At 54.1% G+C, this 22,986-nt stretch carries 15 protein-coding genes; 14 read left to right on the forward strand and 1 reads right to left on the reverse strand.

Annotation, left to right across the window (positions count from 1 at the left end):
* Window positions 1–12 precede the first annotated feature (12 nt).
* From hypF to K3T83_RS36960, 8 genes are all read left to right on the forward strand, one after another.
* On the forward strand, window positions 13–2,322 hold the full coding sequence (gene hypF / locus K3T83_RS36925) for a carbamoyltransferase HypF (protein ID WP_236065068.1): 2,310 nt from the start codon (window positions 13–15) through the stop codon (window positions 2,320–2,322).
* Between the two features lie 20 nt (window positions 2,323–2,342).
* Window positions 2,343–2,615, forward strand: a complete 273-nt coding sequence (locus K3T83_RS36930; RefSeq protein ID WP_220207908.1) for a HypC/HybG/HupF family hydrogenase formation chaperone — start codon at window positions 2,343–2,345, stop codon at window positions 2,613–2,615.
* A gap of 11 nt (window positions 2,616–2,626) precedes the next feature.
* Window positions 2,627–3,244, forward strand: coding sequence for a D-sedoheptulose-7-phosphate isomerase (locus tag K3T83_RS36935; protein WP_220207909.1), 618 nt, complete (start codon window positions 2,627–2,629; stop codon window positions 3,242–3,244).
* Complete coding sequence (locus K3T83_RS36940; protein WP_220207910.1) at window positions 3,241–3,471, forward strand: HypC/HybG/HupF family hydrogenase formation chaperone; 231 nt, start codon at window positions 3,241–3,243, stop codon at window positions 3,469–3,471. The genes K3T83_RS36935 and K3T83_RS36940 overlap by 4 nt, the downstream gene beginning before the upstream one ends.
* Window positions 3,464–4,141 carry a D-sedoheptulose-7-phosphate isomerase gene (locus tag K3T83_RS36945; RefSeq protein ID WP_220207911.1) on the forward strand — a complete coding sequence of 226 codons (678 nt, stop codon included), beginning with the start codon at window positions 3,464–3,466 and terminating at the stop codon, window positions 4,139–4,141. The genes K3T83_RS36940 and K3T83_RS36945 overlap by 8 nt, the downstream gene beginning before the upstream one ends.
* A 2-nt stretch (window positions 4,142–4,143) precedes the next feature.
* Window positions 4,144–5,292 carry a hydrogenase formation protein HypD gene (hypD, locus tag K3T83_RS36950; protein ID WP_373324640.1) on the forward strand — a complete coding sequence of 383 codons (1,149 nt, stop codon included), beginning with the start codon at window positions 4,144–4,146 and terminating at the stop codon, window positions 5,290–5,292.
* 12 nt (window positions 5,293–5,304) lie between these two features.
* Window positions 5,305–6,402 (forward strand): hydrogenase expression/formation protein HypE, encoded by a 1,098-nt coding sequence (gene hypE, locus K3T83_RS36955; protein WP_220207913.1) that lies wholly within the window; start codon window positions 5,305–5,307, stop codon window positions 6,400–6,402.
* A gap of 189 nt (window positions 6,403–6,591) precedes the next feature.
* Window positions 6,592–7,800, forward strand: coding sequence for a right-handed parallel beta-helix repeat-containing protein (locus tag K3T83_RS36960; RefSeq protein ID WP_220207914.1), 1,209 nt, complete (start codon window positions 6,592–6,594; stop codon window positions 7,798–7,800).
* Window positions 7,801–7,906: 106 nt separating this feature from the next.
* Here K3T83_RS36960 and K3T83_RS36965 read toward each other — a convergent pair whose 3' ends face one another.
* Window positions 7,907–15,211: a non-ribosomal peptide synthetase gene (locus tag K3T83_RS36965; protein WP_220207915.1), complete on the reverse strand. Its 7,305-nt coding sequence runs from the start codon at window positions 15,209–15,211 to the stop codon at window positions 7,907–7,909.
* Window positions 15,212–15,754: 543 nt separating this feature from the next.
* On the opposite strand from K3T83_RS36965, the gene K3T83_RS36970 reads away from it, so the two are divergent.
* From K3T83_RS36970 to K3T83_RS36995, 6 genes are all read left to right on the forward strand, one after another.
* Window positions 15,755–16,894 carry a monodechloroaminopyrrolnitrin synthase PrnB family protein gene (locus tag K3T83_RS36970; RefSeq protein ID WP_220207916.1) on the forward strand — a complete coding sequence of 380 codons (1,140 nt, stop codon included), beginning with the start codon at window positions 15,755–15,757 and terminating at the stop codon, window positions 16,892–16,894.
* Between the two features lie 183 nt (window positions 16,895–17,077).
* Window positions 17,078–18,382 carry an MFS transporter gene (locus tag K3T83_RS36975; RefSeq protein WP_220207917.1) on the forward strand — a complete coding sequence of 435 codons (1,305 nt, stop codon included), beginning with the start codon at window positions 17,078–17,080 and terminating at the stop codon, window positions 18,380–18,382.
* 19 nt (window positions 18,383–18,401) lie between these two features.
* A complete protein-coding gene (locus K3T83_RS36980; RefSeq protein ID WP_220207918.1) occupies window positions 18,402–19,679 on the forward strand; it encodes a copper resistance CopC/CopD family protein in 1,278 nt (425 codons plus the stop codon).
* Window positions 19,680–19,871: 192 nt separating this feature from the next.
* Window positions 19,872–20,771, forward strand: a complete 900-nt coding sequence (locus K3T83_RS36985; RefSeq protein WP_220207919.1) for an NAD(P)-dependent oxidoreductase — start codon at window positions 19,872–19,874, stop codon at window positions 20,769–20,771.
* Window positions 20,772–20,783: 12 nt separating this feature from the next.
* The gene (locus K3T83_RS36990; protein WP_220207920.1) at window positions 20,784–21,545 is read left to right on the forward strand and encodes an SDR family NAD(P)-dependent oxidoreductase; all 762 of its coding nucleotides are present in this window, start codon (window positions 20,784–20,786) and stop codon (window positions 21,543–21,545) included.
* Window positions 21,546–21,553: 8 nt separating this feature from the next.
* Window positions 21,554–22,975, forward strand: coding sequence for a four-carbon acid sugar kinase family protein (locus K3T83_RS36995; RefSeq protein WP_220207921.1), 1,422 nt, complete (start codon window positions 21,554–21,556; stop codon window positions 22,973–22,975).
* Window positions 22,976–22,986 lie beyond the last annotated feature (11 nt).

Here is a 22,986-nt window from a genome sequence, read left to right on the forward strand (position 1 = left end):
AGAGAGACCACAATGCAGAGACAGCGCAGTCTCGTGCAGGGGATTGTGCAGGGAGTAGGTTTTCGGCCCTTTGTCTACAATCTGGCCTTGCGCTGGCGGCTGGTCGGTTTTGTCCTCAACAATAGCGCTGGTGTCACGATTGAGGTTGAAGGCACGCCGGAAGCGCTTGACGGCTTTCAACGCGCCTTGCGAGAGGAGAAGCCACCACTGGCTCGGATCGATACGGTCGTGACCGATTTGATCCCGCTGTGCCACGATGCAGGTTTTACGATCATGCATAGCGAGTCTGGATCAGAGCGGCAAGCGCTCATCTCGCCCGATACCGCGATGTGCCAGGATTGTTTGAGCGAGCTATTTGATCCGCAAGATCGGCGCTATGGCTATCCATTTATCAATTGTACCAACTGCGGTCCGCGCTTCACCATTGTTCAGGACGTGCCATATGATCGCGATAAAACGACGATGCGGATTTTTCCACAGTGTTCCTCTTGTCAGCGCGAGTATAATGATCCGCGCAATCGCCGTTTTCATGCGCAACCCAACGCCTGTCCCGTTTGTGGCCCACAGGTGCGTCTGATCGATTGGTCTGCTTCCTCTTTATCTTTAGAGGAAGAGCCGGAGCCAATAGAAAACGCGGCGCGGTGTCTCGCTGAGGGAGCCATTCTCGCGATTAAGGGACTGGGCGGCTATCATCTGGCGTGCGATGCGTGCAATGTGGAGGCGGTGCAGCGATTGCGGCAGCGCAAATATCGCGAGGCCAAACCGTTTGCGCTGATGGTGCCGGACCTTGCGACGGCGCGCCAACTCTGCCATATCAGCGAGGCCGAGGCTGCTTTGTTGCAGTCACAGCGCCGCCCAATTGTTTTGTTACAGCGATGTGCCAGAAACTTTGTCGCCCCTGCCGTTGCGCCACTCTATGAGACTCTGGGGATCATGTTACCCTATACACCACTGCATGCGCTATTGCTGGCAGCTTTTGCGGAGGCGAGCGACCATCCGGCGGTGCTGGTGATGACGAGCGGTAATATGAGCGACGAACCGATTGCTTATAGAGATGATGACGCCCGCCAGCGTCTCCATTCAATCGCTGATGGGACGGTAACGCACAACCGGGATATTTATATGCGTTGCGACGATTCGGTAATGCGTGTGGTAGCTGGTGGCGAGCAGTTTTTCCGGCGGTCGCGTGGTTATGCGCCAGAGCCGATCCCGCTGCCCTTCGATTTGCCGCTGCCGTTGCTGGCGTGTGGAGGACATCTGAAAAACACGTTTTGTCTTGGCAAGGGGAGACAGGCATTTGTCAGCCATCACATCGGCGATCTGGAAAACCTGGAAACGCTGACCTCATTTCGCGAGGGTATCGAGCATTTTCAACGCTTGTTCGATATCACCCCACAGGCCGTCGCGTACGATCTGCATCCCGAATATCTGGCAACGAAATACGCGCTCGATACCTCTTCTATTCCTCGCAAAATCGGCGTTCAACACCATCATGCCCATATTGCCAGCGTGCTTGCCGAACATGGGTTGCAGGGTCCGGTGATCGGCGTTGCAGCGGATGGGACCGGTTGGGGAACTGATGGGGCTATCTGGGGCTGTGAGATCATGGTTGCCGATCTGCGCGACTTTGAGCGAGCGGCCCATCTCGCCTATGTTCCGTTGCCTGGAGGAGAACAGGCGATCCATCAGCCCTGGCGCATGGCCGCAACCTATCTGGCGCAAGTCTACGGCGATGATTTTCTCGCACTTGATATTCCCTTTGTGCAGCAGTTAGAGCGCACAAAGTGGCGTTTGTTAGCGCAGATGATGGAGCGTGGGATTAATAGCCCGCTGACTTCGAGCCTGGGACGCCTGTTTGATGCTGTTGCTGCATTATTGGGAATACGTCGCCAGGTTGTCTATGAAGGTCAGGCTGCTATTGAGATGGAAGTGCTGGCAGAGACCGATGATGTAGACTCCTATCCCTTTGCGATTCATTCAGGTAGCAAGCCCGCGCTGCTGGATGTGGCACCGCTGATCCGCGCCATTGTGAACGATCTGCAACAGAAGATCCCCATCTCTCGTATTGCTGGGCGATTTCATTGCTCGCTTGCTGAGATGTTTGTGCAGGCGTGTATGCAGGTAGGTGCGCAAACGGGATTGCGTGTTGTTACGCTTAGCGGTGGAGTGTTTCAGAATCGGCTGTTGCTTGAACTGCTTGTAGCGCGACTGAAAGTGCTGGGATTGCAGGTATATATCAATCGACGGGTGCCGCCAAACGATGGCGGGATCAGCCTGGGTCAGTTGGCGATTGCGGCGTCACGTTTACGAGATGACTGTTAAAAAGAGAAAGGGGAAGCGAGATGTGTTTGGGGATTCCGGGGCAGATCGTGGATATCGTTGATGATGAGAACTCGATTGCCAAAGTTGATGTCAATGGGGTGAAACGTAACGTGAGCGTTGCTTTGGTGCGGCCTGATGGGATTGCGCCCGGCGACTGGGTGCTTATTCACGTTGGTTTCGCCATGAGCAAGATCGATGAACATGAAGCGCAGGAGACGACGAAAGCGCTTCAATTACTGGGGCAACCTTATACTGATGAGCTAAACATGCTGCATCAGAGCCAGATTGAATGAGAGGGAGCGCAATGCACAGCGAATGGCAAGATCGCGAGTCACCAATGGCGGTGGTGGCGGCACGGTTCAAGCAGAGCACATCTGTTCCGCTAGATTTTTTTAACGTAGAGACGGGGCGCATTGCCGAGGCGTGCTGGGCGATGGCGCGTCGTTTCCATCAAGGAGGGCGACTGCTGGCATTTGGCAACGGCTCATGGGCAACCGATGCGCAGCACGTCGCCGTCGAGTTTGTTCATCCAGTCATTGTTGGCAAGCGAGCGTTACCGGCGCTGGCCTTCACTAACGATAGTGCGACCATGAGCGGCCTGTTATCGCGCAGCAACCAATCGGAGCAGTTTGCGCATCAGTTACGGACCCTGGCACGCTCTCAAGATATCGCGATGGGTTTTTCACCCGATGGACGCTGCATGAACGTGGTGGCGGCTCTCGACGTGGCAAAACAGATGGGGCTGTTGACGCTTGGACTAGCCGGGGGCGATGGCGGACTATTCAGAGAGGCCGCTCTTGACTTCTGCTTTGTTGTACAGGCAAGCGATCCACTGGTTATTCAAGAAACGCACGAAACGCTCTATCATGTTTTGTGGGAACTGGTCCACGTCTTCTTTGAACACGAAGGATTGCTGCAATGAATGAGCGATATTGTCAGGCTGAACATTGTATCACCTGCTCTGATGAAGCGCGGGAGGCGCGAGTGCTGCATATCGATCAGGAGCAAGAGACGGCGCTGGTAGCGCTGGATAGCACGACGACGGACGAGGTTGATATTTCTCTGGTGGAGCATGTGATTCCAGGCGACCTGCTCTTAGTGCATGGTGGGGTCGCCATTTCGCGTCTAGAAGAGGGCGACCATGAGTGATGAGCAGGGATCGGCATACGATCAGCTTTTCTATCCTTTTCTCTTTGAGGGTGGCAAGGTCAATCTGGAAGAGGTGCTGGCCCAGGTGCGCCATTCAACGCTGGAAAAATGCCGCGAGGTGGTCTCATTGCGCCACGCCACATTTATAAGTTATGGAGAGCGAATTGTAGCGACCGCAGAGGCGATGGCACGCGCGTTTGCTCTGGGGGCAACTTTGTTGGCGTTCGGCAATGGGGGGAGTGCGACAGATGCGCAAGATCTGGTTACGGAACTACTCAACCCTCCCTTTCCAGAGTGGCCTCCGCTACCAGCAATTGCGCTGACAAACGATATTGCCGTGATAACTGCGGTGGGGAATGATGTTGGCTATGCTAACGTCTTTGCCCGACAGGTGATTGCTTTTGGGCGCAAGGGCGATATTGCGGTGGGCGTCTCGACGAGCGGCAACTCGGTCAACGTCTTGCAGGCGCTAGAGCAGGCGAAAAAGCAGGGCTTGCTCACGGTTGGACTGACCGGCAATGAGGGCGGGAAGATGATGCAATCGCCGGCAGTGGATTTTTGCATCAACGCTCCCAGCGATCATATCCCGCGCATTCAGGAGGCTCAGGCGACCGTGTATCATGCGATACTTGAGGTTATTCACACGCTATTGAAGGAGCCACGCAGATGAGCATGAAATATGTCGATGAATATCGTGACGCGGAACTGGCAAAGCGCATTGCGGAAGAGATTGCGCGACTGAGCGAGGGGAAGCCGCTCAAGCTAATGGAGGTCTGCGGAGGTCATACTCATACTATTTATAAGCATGGCGTTGAAGATATTCTGCCACCAAATATCGACCTGATTCATGGACCGGGCTGTCCGGTCTGTGTCTTGCCGATGGGACGTATTGACGATGCCATCGCGATTGCGCGTATGGAGAACGTGATCTTCACGACCTTTGGTGATATGATGCGCGTTCCCGGCTCACATGGCAGCTTGCTGGATGCGAAGGCTGAAGGTGCTGACGTGCGCTTTGTCTACTCACCGCTCGATGCCTTCAAACTTGCTCGTCAGTATCCAGACAAGCAAGTTGTGTTCTTTGCCATTGGGTTTGAGACGACCGCACCTTCGACCGCCGTGACGTTGCTGCGGGCGCGTGCGGAAGGGATCAAGAATTTTTCGATCTTTTGTAACCATGTCACGATTATTCCGGCAATGAAGGCTATCCTCGATTCGCCTGATTTGCGGTTGGATGGCTTTATCGGTCCGGGCCATGTAAGTATGGTGATTGGGATGCGGCCCTATACGTTTGTGGCGCGTCAACATCATAAACCAGTCGTGATTGCAGGATTTGAGCCGCTCGATATCATCCAATCGGTTTATATGATCGTCAAACAGATCAGCGAGGGACGGGCTGAGATCGAGAACCAGTATACGCGTGTAGTGCGACCGGAGGGGAACGTCAAAGCGCTGGAGGCGATGGCGAGAACGATGGAACTGCGACCCTTCTTTGAGTGGCGTGGCCTCGGCTTTATTACCCATAGCGCGTTAAAGTTGCGTTCGGAGTATGCAGATTGGGATGCGGAACTGCGCTATGAGGTGCCGGGGTTGCGAGTGGCTGACCCGAAGTCGTGTCAGTGCGGTGAGGTTCTGAAGGGAGTGATCAAGCCCTGGGAGTGCAAGGTCTTTGGCACAGCCTGTACGCCTGAAACGCCGATTGGTACCTGTATGGTTTCTCCTGAAGGAGCCTGTGCCGCTTACTTCAATTATGGTCGTTTTTCGATGGCATCCGAGCGCACACGCCTGCATATTGGGCCAGAGATTACCACGCATCGCTAGCAGGAGGTTGGCATGGACACACAGAATGCGGATATTGTTGATGGCGTGCTACAAAAGATCGAACGTACCAGACAGGCGCGCCGCCATAAATTCTACCTGCGCGATGAGAAGGTCACGCTCAGTCATGGCAGTGGCGGCAAGGCCACGCATAACCTGATTGAAGGCGTCTTTGCTCCCGCCTTCTCGAATCCCCTGCTCGACGCGATGGACGATGCCGCCACGTTTCACGTCGATGGACAACGGCTGGCGTTTACGACCGATACGTATGTCGTCAGTCCGCTTTTTTTCCCAGGAGGAGATATCGGCAAGCTGGCGGTGCATGGGACGATCAACGATCTGGCGATGGCTGGTGCGGAGCCGCTCTATCTCTCGGCAGGTTTTTTGCTTGAAGAAGGATTTCCTATAGCCGAATTGAAAAGGATTGTTGCGTCGATGGCAGAGGCAGCGCGAGAGGCGGGCGTTGCGATTGTGACCGGCGATACGAAGGTTGTGCAGCGTGGCAAGGCCGATGGGGTGTTTATCAATACTGCTGGTGTCGGTTGTGTGCGTGCCTCCTGGCTCCTGGGACAGACGCAGCTCCAACCGGGCGATAAGGTATTACTGAGTGGTCCCATTGGCGATCATGGGATTGCGATCATGCTGGCGCGTGAGAACCTTGAGATTGAAACGGATGTCGAGAGCGACACGGCCCCGTTGCATACACTAGTGGCGGCGCTGCTAGATGCGGTTGGCGAAGGGGTACATTGCCTCAAAGATCCGACGCGTGGCGGCGTGGCAACGGCATTAAATGAGATGGCGCTGGGTTCCGAGGTCGCGATTGCGCTGGATGAGCATGCTGTGCCGGTGCATGCCGGAGTGCGAGGAGCCTGTGAGATTCTGGGACTGGACCCGCTTACCATCGCTAACGAGGGAAAATTGCTGGCAATCGTGGCTCCTGAACGGGCGGAAACAGCTCTCAGCGTGTTACGCAATCATTCGCTGGGACGTGAGGCATCTCTCATTGGTACTGTGCAGGCTGACCCTGCCGGGATGGTCCTTCTGCGCACCGATATCGGCGGGATGCGCGTGCTGGATATGCTGGTTGGAGACCCCTTACCGCGCATTTGTTAAAGACCTACTGGCGAACTGGCGTGCTGGATAGCTCGCCAGTTCTTTTTGTGATTTTTCGTTTTGTCGAATTGCTTAAAATCTTGAGCTTTTTTTTAAAATTTCAAGAGAACTACCGCCTATAATTAAGTATAAATAGCGAAAAATCGACCTCTCCCTCTTGAGAAAAAACAAATTGAAAAGAGAAGATATATGCGCAGATCAAGAACAAAATATTATATAGCCAGCGCTCTTGTGTTAGTGGCCCTCGCCATTGCAATCCCTGTGATCATATTGATGCTTCAGAAGCAGCCAGGAAGTCAGCCGCCCGTCACTGGAGGTGGCACCAGCACGCCGATCCCGATAACGCCCACACCAGGAGGCAAGGCGCTCTACGTGTCCCCTTCAGGCAACGATAATAATGATGGCTCTCAAGAGCATCCTTTTGCCACGATTCAGAAAGCGGCTGACAAGGTGGAACCGGGCACGACAGTTCATGTGCAGCCCGGTACCTATAATGAAGCGGTCGTGGTCGAGACGGATGGCACCGCAAAGGCACGGATTACCTTTGTCTCGGACAAGAAATGGGAAGCAAAGATTCATACGACCAACGATGATGACCCCTGGATGACTAAAGCTAACTATATTGATATTGTTGGTTTTGATATCAGCAGCGATAATAGCCGCGATGGGATCGTCAATATGGGTTCGTATACCCGCACGATTGGCAACCGCATTCATAATATCCCCGGCAAGTGCGATAATATCGGTGGTTCAGGTGTGACCGATGGCAATTATAAAGCCCATGATAACGATATTATTGGCAATGTCGTCTTCAATATTGGTGACACGTACCCCAAATTGTGCGAATATGTCCACGCTATCTACCATTCCAACGCGAACGGCCATATTGTCAATAATATTGCCTATGATAATGCCGGCGTTGGTATCAATCTCTGGCATGCGGCAGATGGCACGGTGGTTTCTAATAACCTTGTCTTTGGTAATAAAGAACATGGTATCAGCATTGGGACGAATAAGAGCGACAATGGCGGCGATAAAGGCAATGATTTTATTGTCTCCAACAATATCAGCATCAATAATGCGCTGCTGGGCATTCGCGAGCGCAAGGGCGTTGGCTCGAACGATCAGTTTTTGAACAATATCGTTTATGGCAACGGGGATGCCGCCTTTGGTGATGAAAATTACGATTGGCCCTCGTCGGTCGGTAGTAAGGATGTTGGCACCATCACGAAGGATGTGTTGTTTGTCAATTTTAAAGACGATGGCAGCGGCGATTATCATTTGAAGGCTGACAGTCCCGCCATTGGTGCCGGCACCAATGTAGGTGCGCCATCAACCGATATTGACGGCAAGCCGCGACCACAGGGCAAGATAGATATCGGTCCTTATCAAGATTAAGGCAACTTGTGGTAGCGCCTGATTGTTTCTTGAGCATAAGAAGACCCCGCGTAGCAACCATGCCTACGCAGGGTCTGTGGAATTATCGCTACGCGGGATTTATTATCTAACGTTTCGCGGCCTCCTGAGCTTTTGTGAGACAATGGCGCAGGCGTTCGGCCAGCACCGGGAGATATTCAGTGCGTCCGCTGATATGGTTGCCCGGATTCATATAGATTTCCACTTCCCCCTTTTTAGCTTCCATCACTTTTTGCCAGCCTTCAGATCGCTTGGGTTCCTCGCTGGTCCAGAAGAAGGTGAGCTTGCCTGGATACATGTCGGGCATGTAGTTTGAGACCAGCCAGTCGTAGATGTTGGACCAGTCGTGGCGCAGGATCTCGACTCGTGGCAGCAAGGCTTTGAGCTTGAGGGTCAGAGGCATCTTGTCGTTGGATTCGCTATTCTCGCTGTTTTGCAGTAGCGCAGCGTTGGTGGTGCGTCTGTAATGTGCGAAGCGCAGGTAACGGTAGATGTGTTGCAGGCAGAGGAAGCCCTCGAACTGCTTCTCCGGGCCAATATGGAGCAGGTTGCAAACGTTGCTGATGGCTTTACGAACTGCACCGTGACGTGCCGGGAAGTCGGGGTCCATCAACAGTACCAGACCGACTTCTATTCCCTGTGCATGCATCTGGCGGGCCATCTCGTAAGCCAGGAGCGCGCCATTGCAGTAGCCGCTGAAAAAGTACGGACCTTCGGGTTGAATGCTGCGCATGACTTCAAGGTGTGCCGCTGCCATCTCTTCAAAGGTTGGTAGTGTGGTCAGTCCGTCAAACTTGTAGGGTTCAAGCAGGTAGAATGGTTGCTCTGGACCCTGGCGACGAGCCAGTTCGCGACTATAGAGGCCGCCGCCCTTCCATTCGCCATGCAGGTAGAAGAATGGGGGCCGCGCTCCTCCTTCCTGCACGATGACCAGCGGAACACGACCATCGATCTTTTTCTCGTGCGTAATAGCTTGTGCCAGGTGCTCGATAGTTGTCCCGGCGAACAGGGTTGAGAGCGGGAGCTTCTTGCCACAGATCTGCACGATGCGATCGAACAGCCGCACGGCCAGCAGCGAATCTCCTCCAAGCTCAAAGAAATCATCTCTGATCCCGATGGGGCGTGCCGTCAACAGTTCCTCCCAGATCTGGACGAGTTGTTGCTCTGCTGGCAGGCGTGGGGGGACGTAGCTCTCGGCACTTGTGCTGCCCAGTTCCGGTGCAGGGAGCGCGCGGCGATTGACCTTGCCGTTAGGGGTCAGAGGCAGCGTTTCTAGCAGGAGGAACGCCGATGGGACCATGTATGTGGGAACCTGCGCTGCTACATGGTTTTTCAGCTCGGCACCGGACGTGTTCTGTTCTTTTTGCAGTTCGATGTAAGCGACCAGCCGTTGTTCGCCGGGCGTATCTTCTCGTGCTATGACGACCGCGTGACTGACCGCTGGATGCTGATTCAGCACGGCTTCGATCTCGCTCAGTTCAATGCGGAAGCCACGTAGCTTGACCTGGAAGTCGAGCCGACCCTGAAACTCGATGTTGCCATCTGGCAGGCAACGCGCTCGATCTCCCGTCTTGTACAGGCGCGCTCCGGCCTCTGATGAGAAGGGATCAGGTATGAACGCTTCTTTTGTGCGCGACTCGTCGCCGAGATAGCCACGTCCGACGCCAATCCCACCCACATACAGTTCGCCGCTAACCCCGATTGGCAGGGGTTGCAGGCGACGATCCAGCACATAGAGGCGCATGTTTGAGATTGCGCGCCCTATCGGTATGGAACTGCGCGTCTCGTCCGGTGCTTCATAGATGGGATAATGGGTCACATCGTCGGAGCATTCGGTTGGACCATAGGCGTTGAGCAGGGGGACATGGGGATATATGCTCAGCCAGCGGCGACATAGATCGACCGCCAGCTCCTCTCCAGTTGGCACTAACCAGCGCAAGGCTGCCAGCTTCGGTCCGTTTGCAGCTGTAATCTCATCAGCATCCAGCATGGCTCGAAGCAGGGATGGCACGGTTTCCAGAATCGAAACGTAGTGCTGCTCGACCTGCATAAGCAATTGGACGGGGTTGTGTGCAACCTCATCAGGATAGATCCTCACCTGTCCACCGACGAGCAGAGCAGCCAGGAATTGCCAGACAGAGATGTCGAAACACTGCGAGGCCGTTTGTGCGATGATGTCCTTCTTGGTCAACGTCAGTGCCTCGATCTTGGCATAGAGATGATTAAGCATACCACGCTGCTCGATCATTGCTCCCTTTGGCATGCCGGTTGAGCCGGACGTGTAGATGACGTAGGCCAGCGATTGGGGCGTGTTTGTCGTTGAGAGGTTCTCTTCGTCATGGCCGGGCTGTAATGCTTCTTCTATTGTCTCGTAATAATGAAGCTCTGGGCGCAACTCTATTGGCATTGTTTCAAGCGTATTGTTGAGCGTCGATGCAAAAGGCGTCGAAGCCAGGATGATGTTGCACTGGCTATGCTCGATGACGCGCCGGAGCCGCAACGCTGGATGATGAGGATCAAGCGGCAGGTAGGCCGCGCCAGCTTTAAAGACGGCCAGCATGGAGATCAGGAATGGGATGCCCCGCTCAGAGAGCAGAGCGACCAGTTTCTCCGGTCCCACGCCCCGCTTACGTAGCAGATGTGCAAACTGATTGGCGCGAGCATTCAACTCGCGATAGTTGAGTTGCTCACCTTCGCAAACAATCGCAACCGCATCGGGCGTGCGCTCAACCTGAGCCTCGAAGACCTCATGCAGACAGCGTTGCAATGGATAGTCCCGCTGTGTGGCGTTCCACGCGATCAATAGTTGCCGATGTTCTTGCTCTGGCAGCAGGGGCAGTGCGGAGAGCGCCTGCTCAGGTTGCGCGATGATACCTGAGAGCAGCGTTTGCCAGTGGTTTGCCATGCGCGCGATTGTCGCTTCGTCAAACAGATCTGTACTGTACTCGAAGCTGCATGTAAACTGTTCCTGAAGCTGCTGTACCTCCAGGGATAGATCGAACTGGACTGTTGCTGTCAAGTTGCCCAGGTCGAGAGGTTTCCAATCTTCGGACAAGCGAGCCGGTGGTGTGTCGAAGCTCATCATGACCTGGAAAAGCGGGTTGCGCCCTGCATGTCGCTCCGGCCTGATCGCTTTGACCAGCGAGGCGAAAGGAAGTTCCTGGTGTGCCTGGGCCTCTAATACCACCTCACGCACACGTGTAAGCAGTTCTGTAAAGCTGGGGTTGCCCGACAGATCTGTGCGCAAGACCAGCGTATTGACGAGGAAGCCGACCATCGCTTCGGTCTCGGCCTGTCGATTGGCCGCAACGGTGCCGATGACGAGATCCTCCTGTCCCGTATAGCGATAGAGCAACGTCTGGAAGGCAGCCACCAGGAGCATATAGGGCGTGACCCCCTGTTGACGGCTCAGGTGTTGAAGCTGCTGAGTGAGCGTTTGTGGAAGAGTGAGCAGATAGGTTGCGCCCTTTGTCGTATGTTGTGCGGGACGAGGGCGTGTGATGGGCAAATCGAGCGCATCGGGCAGATGGGCCAGTTTTTGCTCCCAGTAGGCCAGTTGTCCAGCAAAATGCCCCTCCCGTAACATCTCGCGTTGCCAGAGTGCAAAATCAGTATGCTGGAGGGATATGTCAGGCAGCGGTGAGGGTTGATTGCTGACAAATGCCGTGTACAGGCTATTCAGTTCCGGCAAGAGGACATTTAACGACCAGCCATCGGCGATCACGTGATGCATGGTCAGTACCAGCAGCGATTCCTCTGATCTCAAACGCAAGAGAAGAGCACGCAGCAATGGTCCTTCAGCCAGATGGAAGGGTTTGCTGGCCTCTTTGCTCGCCAACCGTCGCGCCTCTGCGGTCCTTTCTTGCTCGGGCACATGTTGCAAGTCAAGCACCGGAAGGGTGAGCGACAAGGTGGGCGCGATAATCTGTACCGCCTGGCCTTCATGCGTGCCAAAGGTTGTGCGCAGGGCGTCATGGCGCTGTACAAGCGCGTTGAGGCTGCGTTCGAGCATTGCAATATCAAGCGATGCGCGAATACGTAGAACAACGTAAATATTGTAGTTCACGCTCTCCGGCTCTACCTGTTGCAGGAACCAGAGTCCTTCCTGTGTTAGAGAAACAGGGAATATTGTTCTGTCCTGGTCTTGCTCGTTGTGCTGCAAGACAGGTTGAGAAGATGGAATGGATGTCGTTTGCAACTGTGTAATAATCTCCGTAAGTTGAACAATAGTAGAAGAGGCGAAAAAGCGTAGTAAAGGTATCTTGACCTGGAAAAGCGTTTGCAGCCGTGAGATGATCTGCATTGCCAGCAAGGAATGGCCTCCGAGGGCAAAAAAGTTTTCGTAGATACTGATCCGCTCGATGCCCAGCGACTCTTCCCAGATGCCAGCGATAATTTCTTCCTGTGGTGTGCGTGGCGCGACAAAATGTTCCTGCCGCTCGTTGTCTGTCGATTCGGGTATAGGTAAAGCGTGACGATCGAATTTCCCGCCAGCATTAAGAGGGAACGCTTCCAGTACGACGAAGGCGGCGGGAAGCATATAATCGGGCAATTGCTGCTGGAGCAGGTTGCGGAGTTGTGTCGCAAGCTGAGGACTCTCCTGAACAGAGTGTGGCACAACGTAGGCAACCAGACGTTTGATGCCGGGCGTGTCCTCACGAACCATGACCAGCACATGTTGCACATCGGGATGCTGTTTAATGGCAGCTTCGATCTCGCCTAATTCGATGCGATAGCCCCGTATTTTGACCTGCTGATCAGCCCTGCCAAGAAATTCGATAATTCCTCCAGGTCGATAGCGTGCCAGATCTCCAGTTTTGTAGAGTCGTGCCTGTGGTTGCTGACTGAAGGGATCGGGAATGAAGCGCGCGGCTGTGAGTTCGGGACGATTGAGATAGCCACGCGCGAGGAGTGCTCCCCCGATATGTAGTTCGCCAGCTACACCCTCCGGCACCGGCTGGCCCTGCTTGTCCAGCAAATAAACGGTACGATTGGGTAGAGGGCGACCAATGGGAACGCTCATCCCAGACGGCTCTGGCTCGACGTGACGCGGAATGTCATGCATGGTCGTGGTGATCGTTGCCTCTGTCGGACCGTAGACGTTGAACAGGCGCGCGCGTAGCGGTGATTGTCGCCAGAGCTGCACCGCTTCTGGCGGGAATCGATCTCCACCCGCAATAATCAGGCGGAGTTGCAGATTCGCGATCTGGTCGGGAATGGTCATCCATTCTGTTATCACCTCGTGCCAGTAATCGCAAGGCATCGTAATGATGGTCAACTGGTGCTGTTGCACGTGGTCAAGCAGGTCCATCGGAGACCATATATCCGGGCCACGCAGTAGCAGCCTGGCACCCACCAGCAGCGGTGGGAGCATCTGCTCCAATGAGGCGTCGAAATTGAAAGCATTGAACTGCAATGTACAATCGTTGGCGCTCAAATCCAGTGCCTGGATGATTGCTCCACAGTGAGCGGCAAGGGCGTGATGCTCAATCATTACTCCCTTTGGCTGGCCTGTCGAACCTGATGTGTAGATGATATAGGCCAGGTGTTCTCTCTTCGTCGTATGGATCGGATTGGCTGCGGGATGCTGGTCGATGCGCTCACCATCAGCATCCAGGCAGACGAGCAGCGAATGTGATGTGGAAAATTGGGCGCAAAGATGGTGCTGCGTCAGCACTATAGGTATGCCTGCATCCCGGGTGATAAACGCGAGTCGTTCCGCAGGAAGGGCGGCATCGAGCGGGACATGGACGCCGCCAGCTTTGAGGATACCAAGCAGTCCCACGATCATATCCAGCGAGCGCTCAACGCAGATTCCCACCGGCACCTCTGTTTGCACTCCTAGCTGTCGCAGATGGTGAGCGAGGCGATTGGCGCGTTGGTTCAGTTCGCTATAGGTGAGTTGTTGCGTCTCGCAGATGACGGCCACCGCTCCAGGAGTGGTTTCTGCCTGCATCTCGAATAATTCGTGGACGCAACGATCAGGGAAATACTCGATCTGCGGAGTATTCCACTCAACCAGCAGGCGATTGCGCTCCTGCTTGCTCAGGAGTGCAATAGAGGCAAGCGGTGTTGCGAGATTGGTGGAAGCTGCCTCTAGAATCGTTTGCCAGTGAGCGGCCATTCTGATGATCGTTGCTTCGTCGAAGAGGTCACGGTTGTATGTAAAATGGGCCAGCAGCCCTTCGGCCCGATCTTCAACGGTGACGTTGAGATTGTAGAGAGAGCTTTCCGTACCATTATCCATGCCGGTGATGATCCAGGTGGGCAATAAGGTGGGAGGCGTGATCAGAGTCAGCATCACCTGAGCGAATGGATTGCCCCCTGGCGTGTGTGTGGGATGTAGCGCTTGCATGAGAGATTCAAATGGCAGCTCTTGATGCTGCATGGCTTGCTCAATCACCTTTTGTACGCGTTGGAGCAGCTCACAAAAGGTGAGATCACATGTCAGATCAGTGCGCAGCGTCATGATATTCTCGAAGAGACCGATTGTCGCTTTGCTCTCTGCTGATGTGCGCCCCTCAGCAATAGTGCTAATAAGCAGATCTTGCTGTCCACTATAACGATAGAGCAATGTTTGTAACGCTGCTACAAGGATGGTATCCAGGCTTACCTGTTCGCGCTGGCTCAACGCCTGCAACGACTGCCTGAGTGCGTGGGGCAAGGAGAGATCAAATGTTGAATTGTGCAACTTCGGCAGTTGTGTATGTGGTCGATCGGTCGGTAAATCCAGGCTGGCAGGGCTGTCGCCCAACTGCTGTTTCCAGTAGTTGAGTTGATCGGCAGCATCGTTTCCTTCCAACCATGTTTGTTGTTGTAAGACAAAATCTGTGTATTGCAGGGCAGGTTCTAGCAAGGGTGCAGATTGGCCGTTGTTCAATGCTGTATAAACGTTGAGAAGTTCGCGTAAAAAGAGCGCGAGCGATTGGTTATCGCAAACGAGATGATGGACGCTCAGTAGCAGGATGTACTCTTCTTCGGCCAATTGCAGCAGGTAGGCGCGGATTAGCGGGCCCTGAGAGATGTCGAAGGGCTGTTGTACTTCTCGTGTCAGGCGTTGTATTTCAGCCTGTCGTTGGTCATAGGAGAAAGGTTGGAGATCGATTACAGGAAAGGGGATGGTCAGGGCTGGCGCGATTACCTGGAGCGGTTGACCCTCGATGAATTGAAAGGTTGTACACAGGGCATTATGACGATCAATAACGAGATTGAGACTCTGCTCAAGTAGTTGAATATTTAACGATTGCTGTATGAAAATGCTGGTGGAAAGAATATGCTGAAGATTATCGGGTTGCAGTTGTTCAAGTATCCAGAGTCCTTTCTGGGCTAAAGACAGAGGAAATGCAGTCACGTCTCCCTGAGCAGTTGTATCGTGAAAAATGGTAATCGACATGAATTGTCCTTTCCTTATTTGCTCCCCGAATCCCCTCACCTCTCCACTGGAGTAAAGATAATCATCCTCTTCTCGTACCTTCTTTGCCATATTTTGACAGCACATCTACCACAAGATTATTCTATAGGAAATGCTGTGCTTATTCAACGGTGGATTCTTTGATGTCTTTCTTGTATAGTTGTATCATACCACAACTTAAAACGGCTAGCGATACTTAATTGTCACCACAATGAGTCCTCTTTTTCCCACTTTGCATTTCCTACTCCTTTTTCTTACACGTTTTTAATGTGCTTTATTGACATCATCAGGTGGAAGAGAGTGGCAGAAATGTTATTTGTCTGATAATAACATTGACATTTGCAAATTTATTTTGTACTCTTTCTACGAAATGAATGTACAGCTTTAAACACATCTGATGTCCGTGAAGTAGATTATTTATGGTGGAAGACTCCTTGTACAGTGTTTCTTAGATAGAACGATCCTCCTTACGAAAAAGTTTCGACCCTCTTTATGCTTCTATATGTAATTAAAGGAATAGTTATTATGAACTGTCTGTATGAGTTGTTTTACAATCCAGTGACACTGCATAAGCTTGTGACGACGCTTGAGCAAGAAGCTGCAATAAACCAGCGAATCGCCGCATCTGACCCCTTGAATGCTGATGTAGTATTCCAACGATTGCCGGATTGGAATGAGCGTAATGAGAGCGAGGAAATTCGGCAAGCATTGGCGGGAATTATTGCGAACGTGACTTCTCAGTTGGAATGGGATTATACCTCTTGTAGTGCAGCAATCCGCGATATCAGCATGTTAGGCGCGGCGCTGATACGTTTTGAGCGTGAGCCGGAGGAATGTGTATCGGGGTTTAGCGACGCATTGCTGGCCCTATCCACTCATATTGGAGCACAAATCCCCAGAGATTCATTTATCGACTATACTTCCAGAAATCCGTCAGGGGCAAGAGAGCGCACTTTTACCTCGACGCCTCAAGAGAAAATCTTTCTCAATAGCTTGCGGCAGGGCATGTTAGCGCTTGATCTGTGTTTGATCCACCTGTTAACAGCATGCACTTTCCCTATTGCAAGCCAGGAATTTGCATCCTCTGTACATACGGCAACGTCCAGCTTTCAGGCAATGATTGCCGCGATTGTGCAGGTCAAGAGAGAGATTACACCTGAAGCATTTACCCATTATATTCGACCATTTTTCGAGCCGTTTCATATAGCAGGCAAAGGCTTCAGCGCACCGAGCGGCGCGGAGATGTCAATCCTAAATATCGATCAGATTTTATGGGGAGCCGATTGTACTGACGAGCTATATACTACTTACTTCAGAGCAAATATCATCCGTTTGCCAACCGTGTATCAGGAGATCACTCAGGCGGTTGTGGGGCAAAAATCGCTGCTCTCGCTGCTCAAGGAGCGGATAACGTTGGGAAGCGCGCTCAATCGCGAGGAGCGGCGCTCGATTCAGGAGATACATCAATTGTTGACCAGGATGTATACGTTTCGCATGCCACATTACAAGGTTGCAGAAGAGAACGTGTTGTTGCGACAAAGAGAGTGTGGAGCGGGCCAGGAAATACGGGGGAGCAGTGGGTTTGGCCTTGTTGAAACAAAATATGTGCTGGATCAGACGATACGATGTCGTCACATCACCTCTGAAATATTATCTTCTCTTTGATTGTGGAATGTTTTTCAGAGCAACTGCTGTTCTATCTGGTATAGTTGATTTTACCTATTGAACTGGGGGAGATGGTCTGCAACAACCCATTTGCAATACTGTCAGATGGGTTGTTGCGATGATTCTTGCCTGTTGGCCGTTCTGTCTGCCACCCCGTCTTGTTTGCTCTGAAAGGGAAATTTCGTGCTGGCAAAATATCTTCGTTTCCGCTTCCACTATGGCTGGTTGATTGCTGTAATTACATTTCTTGCATTGCTGGCATCGGCTGGGATGCGTTCGACACCGAGCGTTTTGATTGTTCCGCTCGAACATGCTTTTGGCTGGAGCAATGCCACTATTTCGCTTGCCATCTCCATCAATCTCGTGCTCTACGGACTGAGCGGCCCCTTTGCTGCGGCACTTATGGAGCGGCTGGGTATTCGACGCGTGATGCTGGGTGCGCTGGTTCTCATCGCGCTTGCCTGTGCGCTGACCACGATTATGAGCGCTCCCTGGCAGCTTGATCTCTTATGGGGTGTCCTGGTTGGGCTGGCGACGGGATCACTGGCATCAGTGCTGGCGGCGCTGATTGCCAATCGTTGGTTCGTCAAGAATAGGAGTCTGGTGATGGGGCTGCTGACCGCCAGCAACGCGACGGGACAACTCGTGTTTTTGCCTGCACTCGCATCTCTGGCTGTTGCCTTTGGGTGGCGCGCCGCAGCCTGGGCGACTGCTATTGCCGCACTTATCTTGCTCCCCCTGGTTATTCTCTTCTTTATAGATCACCCGCGCGACATCGGATTACGTCCCTATGGTGCTTCTCCCGAAGAGGACAATGGACCAAAAGTGATAGCGGGCAATCCGTTCTCCGATGCAATTGCGGGGCTGGTTCGTGGGCTGCGTTCGCGCGATTTCTGGTTGTTGGCCGGGAGCTTCTTTATTTGTGGCGCATCGACCAACGGCTTGATTGGCACACATCTTATTCCGGCATCGATGGATCATGGAATATCGGAGGTGGCGGCGGCGAGTATGCTGGCGCTGATTGGCGTGTTCGATCTGGTCGGCACAACGGTGTCGGGCTGGCTGTCGGATCGGATGGATAATCGCTGGCTGCTCTGCTGGTATTATGGTTTGCGCGGCCTGTCGCTTCTGCTCTTGCCATATGCGCTGGGCAGCACTTACCTGCTTTTGTTGGTCTTCATCGTCTTCTATGGTCTGGATTGGGTTGCGACCGTTCCGCCAACTTCGCGACTGGCGGCTGATATCTTCGGCAAGCAGCAGGTCGGTATCATGTTTGGATGGATCTTCGCAGCCCATCAACTAGGGGCTGCGACCGCCACGTATGCAGCGGGAGCATTGCGTACAGCAATCGGCAATTATCAGCTCAGCTTCATTTCGGCTGGTATCCTCTGCTTGCTTGCGGCTGGCATGGTCATACGGATTGGTCGAGCGCCAGGCAAGATGGCGACGTTAGAGCTTCCAGTAGAGCAGGCGGGCGCGCTGCAATAGCGTAAATGGGAGGGGAGTTATGGGTAGCCAGCGCATCGGGGGCAGCATGTATCGCTATGTGCGGATCGTCGTGTTGCTATTGACGATCCTCACCGTGTTCGTGCCGGGTTGGGCAGATCGGGCGCTGGCTCAATCGCTGCATGCCGCTCTGTTACGCTCTGATCCGGCTGATGGCAGCGTGCTGGCTCGTACTCCAGGTGAGATTCGGCTCTGGTTCTCGGAGCCGGTGCAACTGGTGGGGCAATCGATTATGGTGTTCGCCCCATCGGGTGCGGCTGTCGAGCTGGGAACGGTGCAGGAGCGCAATGGAGAGGTCAGTGTTCCCTTGAAGGTTGCAGTTGCCGGAACGTATCTGGTCAACTGGCAGATCATCTCTCAAGATACCGATCCCGTCAGTGGCAGCTTCGTCTTTAGCGTCGGGCAGGCAGGTGGTGCATGGGCCGGGACGGTGAGCAATAACGCCTCTCCTCTGGGGTTCTGGTTGCAAGCTCTGGAGCATCTGCTGCATTTTCTTGGCTACGCTCTCGCCTTTGGTGTGCTGGCATTTCTCCGTCTGGTTGTCGCTCCACTCAAACAGGACGCGCTTGCAAAACCGATCTGGCGACTTGTCAATTTCGGTATCATTGTGCTGCTGGTCGCGGAAGGTGTGGCGCTGATTGCACAGTCTGCAAGCCTGGGGAACCATTCGTTGTTGGACCTGACGTTTCTAGTGACGGTCCTGGCATCCAGCTTTGGCCGCGCATTGGCACTCCGTTTAGGTGCTGCTCTCTCCTTATGGGTGCTTATTGGTATTATCCAACAAGGGAACAGGCGAGTTGTGGATGTTGCTCTTGTGTTGGGGGGAGCACTTGCTGTGATTGATAGCCAGGCCAGTCACGCAATTTCCTCGCCGATCGTCTGGTTAGGCTTGATCGTCACCGCGCTGCATATCGTGGCGATGGGCGTATGGATCGGTGGTTTGATCGCGTTGTTAGCGCTTTGGAGGCGCAAGGAGGCAAGGGTTTATCAGCAAGATCTGCTTGCTCGCTTTGGTTCGCTCGCCCTTGCCTCGGTTGCCGAGCTGGTTTTGACAGGCGTTGTGCTGGCTGGGTTGCATCTGGTTCGTCTGGCCGATCTTCTCACCACGCCTTATGGTCGCTTGCTGACGATCAAGATCCTGGCCTTGCTGCTTCCGCTCCTCTTTGTCCTGCTTGGTCAACGCCATTCTCGCCAACGCTGGTGGCTGTTGGAGGGCTGTTCTCTGCTGGGCATACTCATGCTTGCCGCATTGATGGTCTCGCTTTCCCCGCCGCGCTAACAGTTCCAATCAAAAGCGGGATCTCTTTCGTAGTGTAGCGATGTATCGCGTTGGGGGTATGTCTGGGAGGCTGCCCCAACGTGATACATCGCTACACTACGAACTACCGTCACGATCTTGATTATCTTGTAGAATAGAGATGTTGGTCTCTACGTGAGACACGTAGACAGTACAACCGGAAGGGAGACAGCAATGGAAGAGAATGCAAAGCCGCGTGTTGGCTTTATTGGTGTGGGTGTGATGGGACGTCCAATGGTAAGCAATCTGTTGAAAGCTGGTTATGCCTGCACCGTCTATGATGTTAACCCACAACCTGTTGCAGCACTGGCGAATGAGGGGGCGAGTGCGGCGCAGGATGTGCATGCGGTGGCGGCGGCGAGTGATCTGCTGATTACGATGGTGGTCGATGATGCCCAGTTTTCAGCGATTCTCTTTGAGCCTGGAGAGGCCGCTCAGGCGTTGCGCGAGGGCGCGATTGTAATGGGGATGAGTACGATGAGCGTGCGCACAGTGCAGCAGGCGGCGGCACGTTTGCAGGAGCGCGGTATTCGCTATGTGGATGCACCCGTGAGCGGTGGCGAGGTGGGAGCGATCAATGCGACGTTGAGCATTATGGTTGGGGGCGCAAGTGAGATTATTGCGCAATGTCAGCCAGTGTTGCAGGCGATGGGATCGCATGTGTATCATGTGGGGGAGAGGCCCGGCGATGGTCAGGCGGTTAAGATGATCAATCAGTTGATGGTCTGTGTGCATAATGCGGTCGCAGCTGAGGCGCTGGTCTTTGGCGAGCGTGCCGGACTCGACAAGGCAATGCTGCATGAAATCATCACGAAAAGCGCCGGTAATAGCTGGATATTTGCGGATCGTGGGCAGCGCATGGTTTCCGAACAGTTCACGCCGCCCAAAAGTGCGCTCAAGATTCTGGTCAAGGATCTGGGCTTTGTGATGGATACGGCAAACGCTATGGGCCATCCGCTGCTGCTGGGCGGCCTGACGCATCAACTCTACAAAATGGCGCACGCCAGGGGGTGGGACAACCTGGACGATTCTATTTTGATCAGGCTCATGGAAGAGATAGCAGGCAAGCAATAGGAAGGGGATAGCATGCAGGATAGATTTACTAACAAGGTTGCGCTGGTGACGGGGGCAGGCTCTCCGCGCGGCATCGGGCGTGCAACGGCGCTGGCTCTGGCTCGTGAGGGCGCGAGTGTCGTGATTACCGATATTGTTGCGGAGAATGTAGAGCGCGTGACGGAGGAGCTTCAGGCGCTCGGTCCGGCGCTGGGCGTAGTGGCCGATGTGCGCGACAAGGGCGCAATGGAGCGAGTTGTACAGTCTATCACCGAACGCTTCGGTGGCCTGGATATCCTCATCAATGTGGCGGGATTGACGCGCCCAACGCCTCTTCTCGATATTTCGGAAGAAGAGTACGATCTGGTGCTGGGTGTAAATCTCAAAGGAACATTTCTGGCAACTCAGGCTGCGGTGCCTGCCATGCTGCAACGTGGTGGAGGCGCGATTGTCTCGCTTTCATCCGTTTCGGGTCAGCGTGGCGGCGGCGTCTTTGGCGCATCGCACTATAGCGCGGCAAAAGCAGGAATTATGGGCTTTACGAAGGCCATTGCGCGTGAACTGACGCCGCGTGGCATCCGAGTAAATTGCGTCGCGCCCTCTATGGTTGATACAGATATCACCGGCGGCCTGCTGACCGAGGAGCGCAAAGCGGAACTGGCGAAAGGAACGCTGATGGGACGCATTGCCAACGTCGATGATGTTGTGAAGTGCCTGCTCTTCCTGGCATCGGACGAGAGCGGTTATCTGACCGGAGTTACGCTGGACATCAACGGCGGTATGCACCTGCATTGAGGCGACACATGGAAACACTGACCGAATTAACTGCCCGCCTGCCACCACAGCCAGACGAGGCCGCGCTTTTCCCGCGCATTCGAGAGATGGTGACACAAAGCAAGCGCACGCTGGTTGTGATCGACGATGATCCAACGGGGACGCAGACCGTCGCGGATGTTGAACTGCTGCTGGCCTGGGATGAGGCACTGCTCGGGGAGACATTACAGCGAGAACGGCGACTCTTTTATCTTTTGACGAACTCACGTAGCATGCCTGAACAGGAGGCGTCTGCGCTGAATGAGACGACCGCCCGGCAACTGAAAGCGGCCTCAGAGCGTATCGGCGGCGAGTTTGTGCTTGCCAGCCGTAGCGATTCCACATTGCGCGGGCATTATCCAGCGGAGATCTTCGCGCTTGAACATGGGATTGGCGCAACCTATGATGGGCATCTGCTTGTGCCAGCTTTTTTTGAGGGTGGGCGCTACACGATCAACGACACGCACTACGTTGCCACGCCCGTTGCATCATCTGAAACACTGCAACCAGCCCATGAGACGCCGTATGCAAAAGATAGTGCGTTCGGATACAGTACATCGTCTTTGCCGCAGTGGGTTGAGAAGAAGAGCAAGGGGTATTGGCGAGCAGAGCAGGTTGTCAGCCTTGATCTGAAGCTGATCAGAGAAGGCGGGCCGGAGGCGGTTGCGGCTCGATTGCGCACCGTTGCCGGAGGAGTGCCGGTTGTGGTCAATGCCACCGGTTATGGTGATCTTGCGGTGGTTGTGCTAGGCGTGCTTCAGGCTGAGGCGGAGGGAAAACGCTTTATCTATCGCACCGCCGCCAGCTTCGTACGCTTGCGCGGTGCCGTTGCTCTACGTCCGCTCTTGCAGCCGCATGAGATCGTGGGAAGTACACCTGCAACAAACGGCGGCCTGGTCATCGTTGGCTCCTATGTACCTGGCAGCACGAAGCAGCTAGAGTCCTTGCTCGCGTTGCCCACTGTGCAGGGAATCGAGCTGCCTGTACAGCGTGTCATCGAGAGCGAAGATGATGCTCACACTTTGAGCCGCGAACTGGGCCAGCAGATGGATACGCTCTTGCAAACAGGTGTTACGCCTGTTGTCTACACTAGCCGGGCTGTGCAGAGCGGGACAGATAGCGCTGAGTTCCTCGCGATAGGGCGGCGCATCTCGCGTGCATTGACGGGGATATTACACGCTATCCGCTTACAGCCGTCTTTTATTGTTGCGAAGGGCGGCATTACGAGCCATGATGTGGCGCAACGCGGCCTGGGGGCAGAGCGGGCGCGTGTCCTCGGTCAGCTCTTTCCAGGGGTGCCAGTCTGGAAGCTGGAAGGCGGTTCACGTTTTGGGGGTATTCCTTATATTGTATTTCCGGGCAACGTTGGCTCGCCTGAGAGCTTGAAAGAGGCGGTGCAGGCATTATCGTGAGAGAAGAGAAG

It is taken from the genome of Reticulibacter mediterranei, from assembly GCF_016587455.1.

Coding starts and splice junctions, on each gene's coding strand:
- K3T83_RS36935 (WP_220207909.1), top strand. CDS start 2,627: ATGCACAGCGAATGGCAAGATCGCGAGTCACCAATGGCGGTGGTGGCG.
- K3T83_RS36995 (WP_220207921.1), top strand. CDS start 21,554: ATGGAAACACTGACCGAATTAACTGCCCGCCTGCCACCACAGCCAGAC.
- K3T83_RS36945 (WP_220207911.1), top strand. CDS start 3,464: ATGAGTGATGAGCAGGGATCGGCATACGATCAGCTTTTCTATCCTTTT.
- K3T83_RS36940 (WP_220207910.1), top strand. CDS start 3,241: ATGAATGAGCGATATTGTCAGGCTGAACATTGTATCACCTGCTCTGAT.
- K3T83_RS36965 (WP_220207915.1), bottom strand. CDS start 15,211: ATGTCGATTACCATTTTTCACGATACAACTGCTCAGGGAGACGTGACT.
- K3T83_RS36985 (WP_220207919.1), top strand. CDS start 19,872: ATGGAAGAGAATGCAAAGCCGCGTGTTGGCTTTATTGGTGTGGGTGTG.
- hypE (WP_220207913.1), top strand. CDS start 5,305: ATGGACACACAGAATGCGGATATTGTTGATGGCGTGCTACAAAAGATC.
- K3T83_RS36960 (WP_220207914.1), top strand. CDS start 6,592: ATGCGCAGATCAAGAACAAAATATTATATAGCCAGCGCTCTTGTGTTA.
- K3T83_RS36990 (WP_220207920.1), top strand. CDS start 20,784: ATGCAGGATAGATTTACTAACAAGGTTGCGCTGGTGACGGGGGCAGGC.
- hypD (WP_373324640.1), top strand. CDS start 4,144: ATGAAATATGTCGATGAATATCGTGACGCGGAACTGGCAAAGCGCATT.
- hypF (WP_236065068.1), top strand. CDS start 13: ATGCAGAGACAGCGCAGTCTCGTGCAGGGGATTGTGCAGGGAGTAGGT.
- K3T83_RS36970 (WP_220207916.1), top strand. CDS start 15,755: ATGAACTGTCTGTATGAGTTGTTTTACAATCCAGTGACACTGCATAAG.
- K3T83_RS36930 (WP_220207908.1), top strand. CDS start 2,343: ATGTGTTTGGGGATTCCGGGGCAGATCGTGGATATCGTTGATGATGAG.
- K3T83_RS36980 (WP_220207918.1), top strand. CDS start 18,402: ATGGGTAGCCAGCGCATCGGGGGCAGCATGTATCGCTATGTGCGGATC.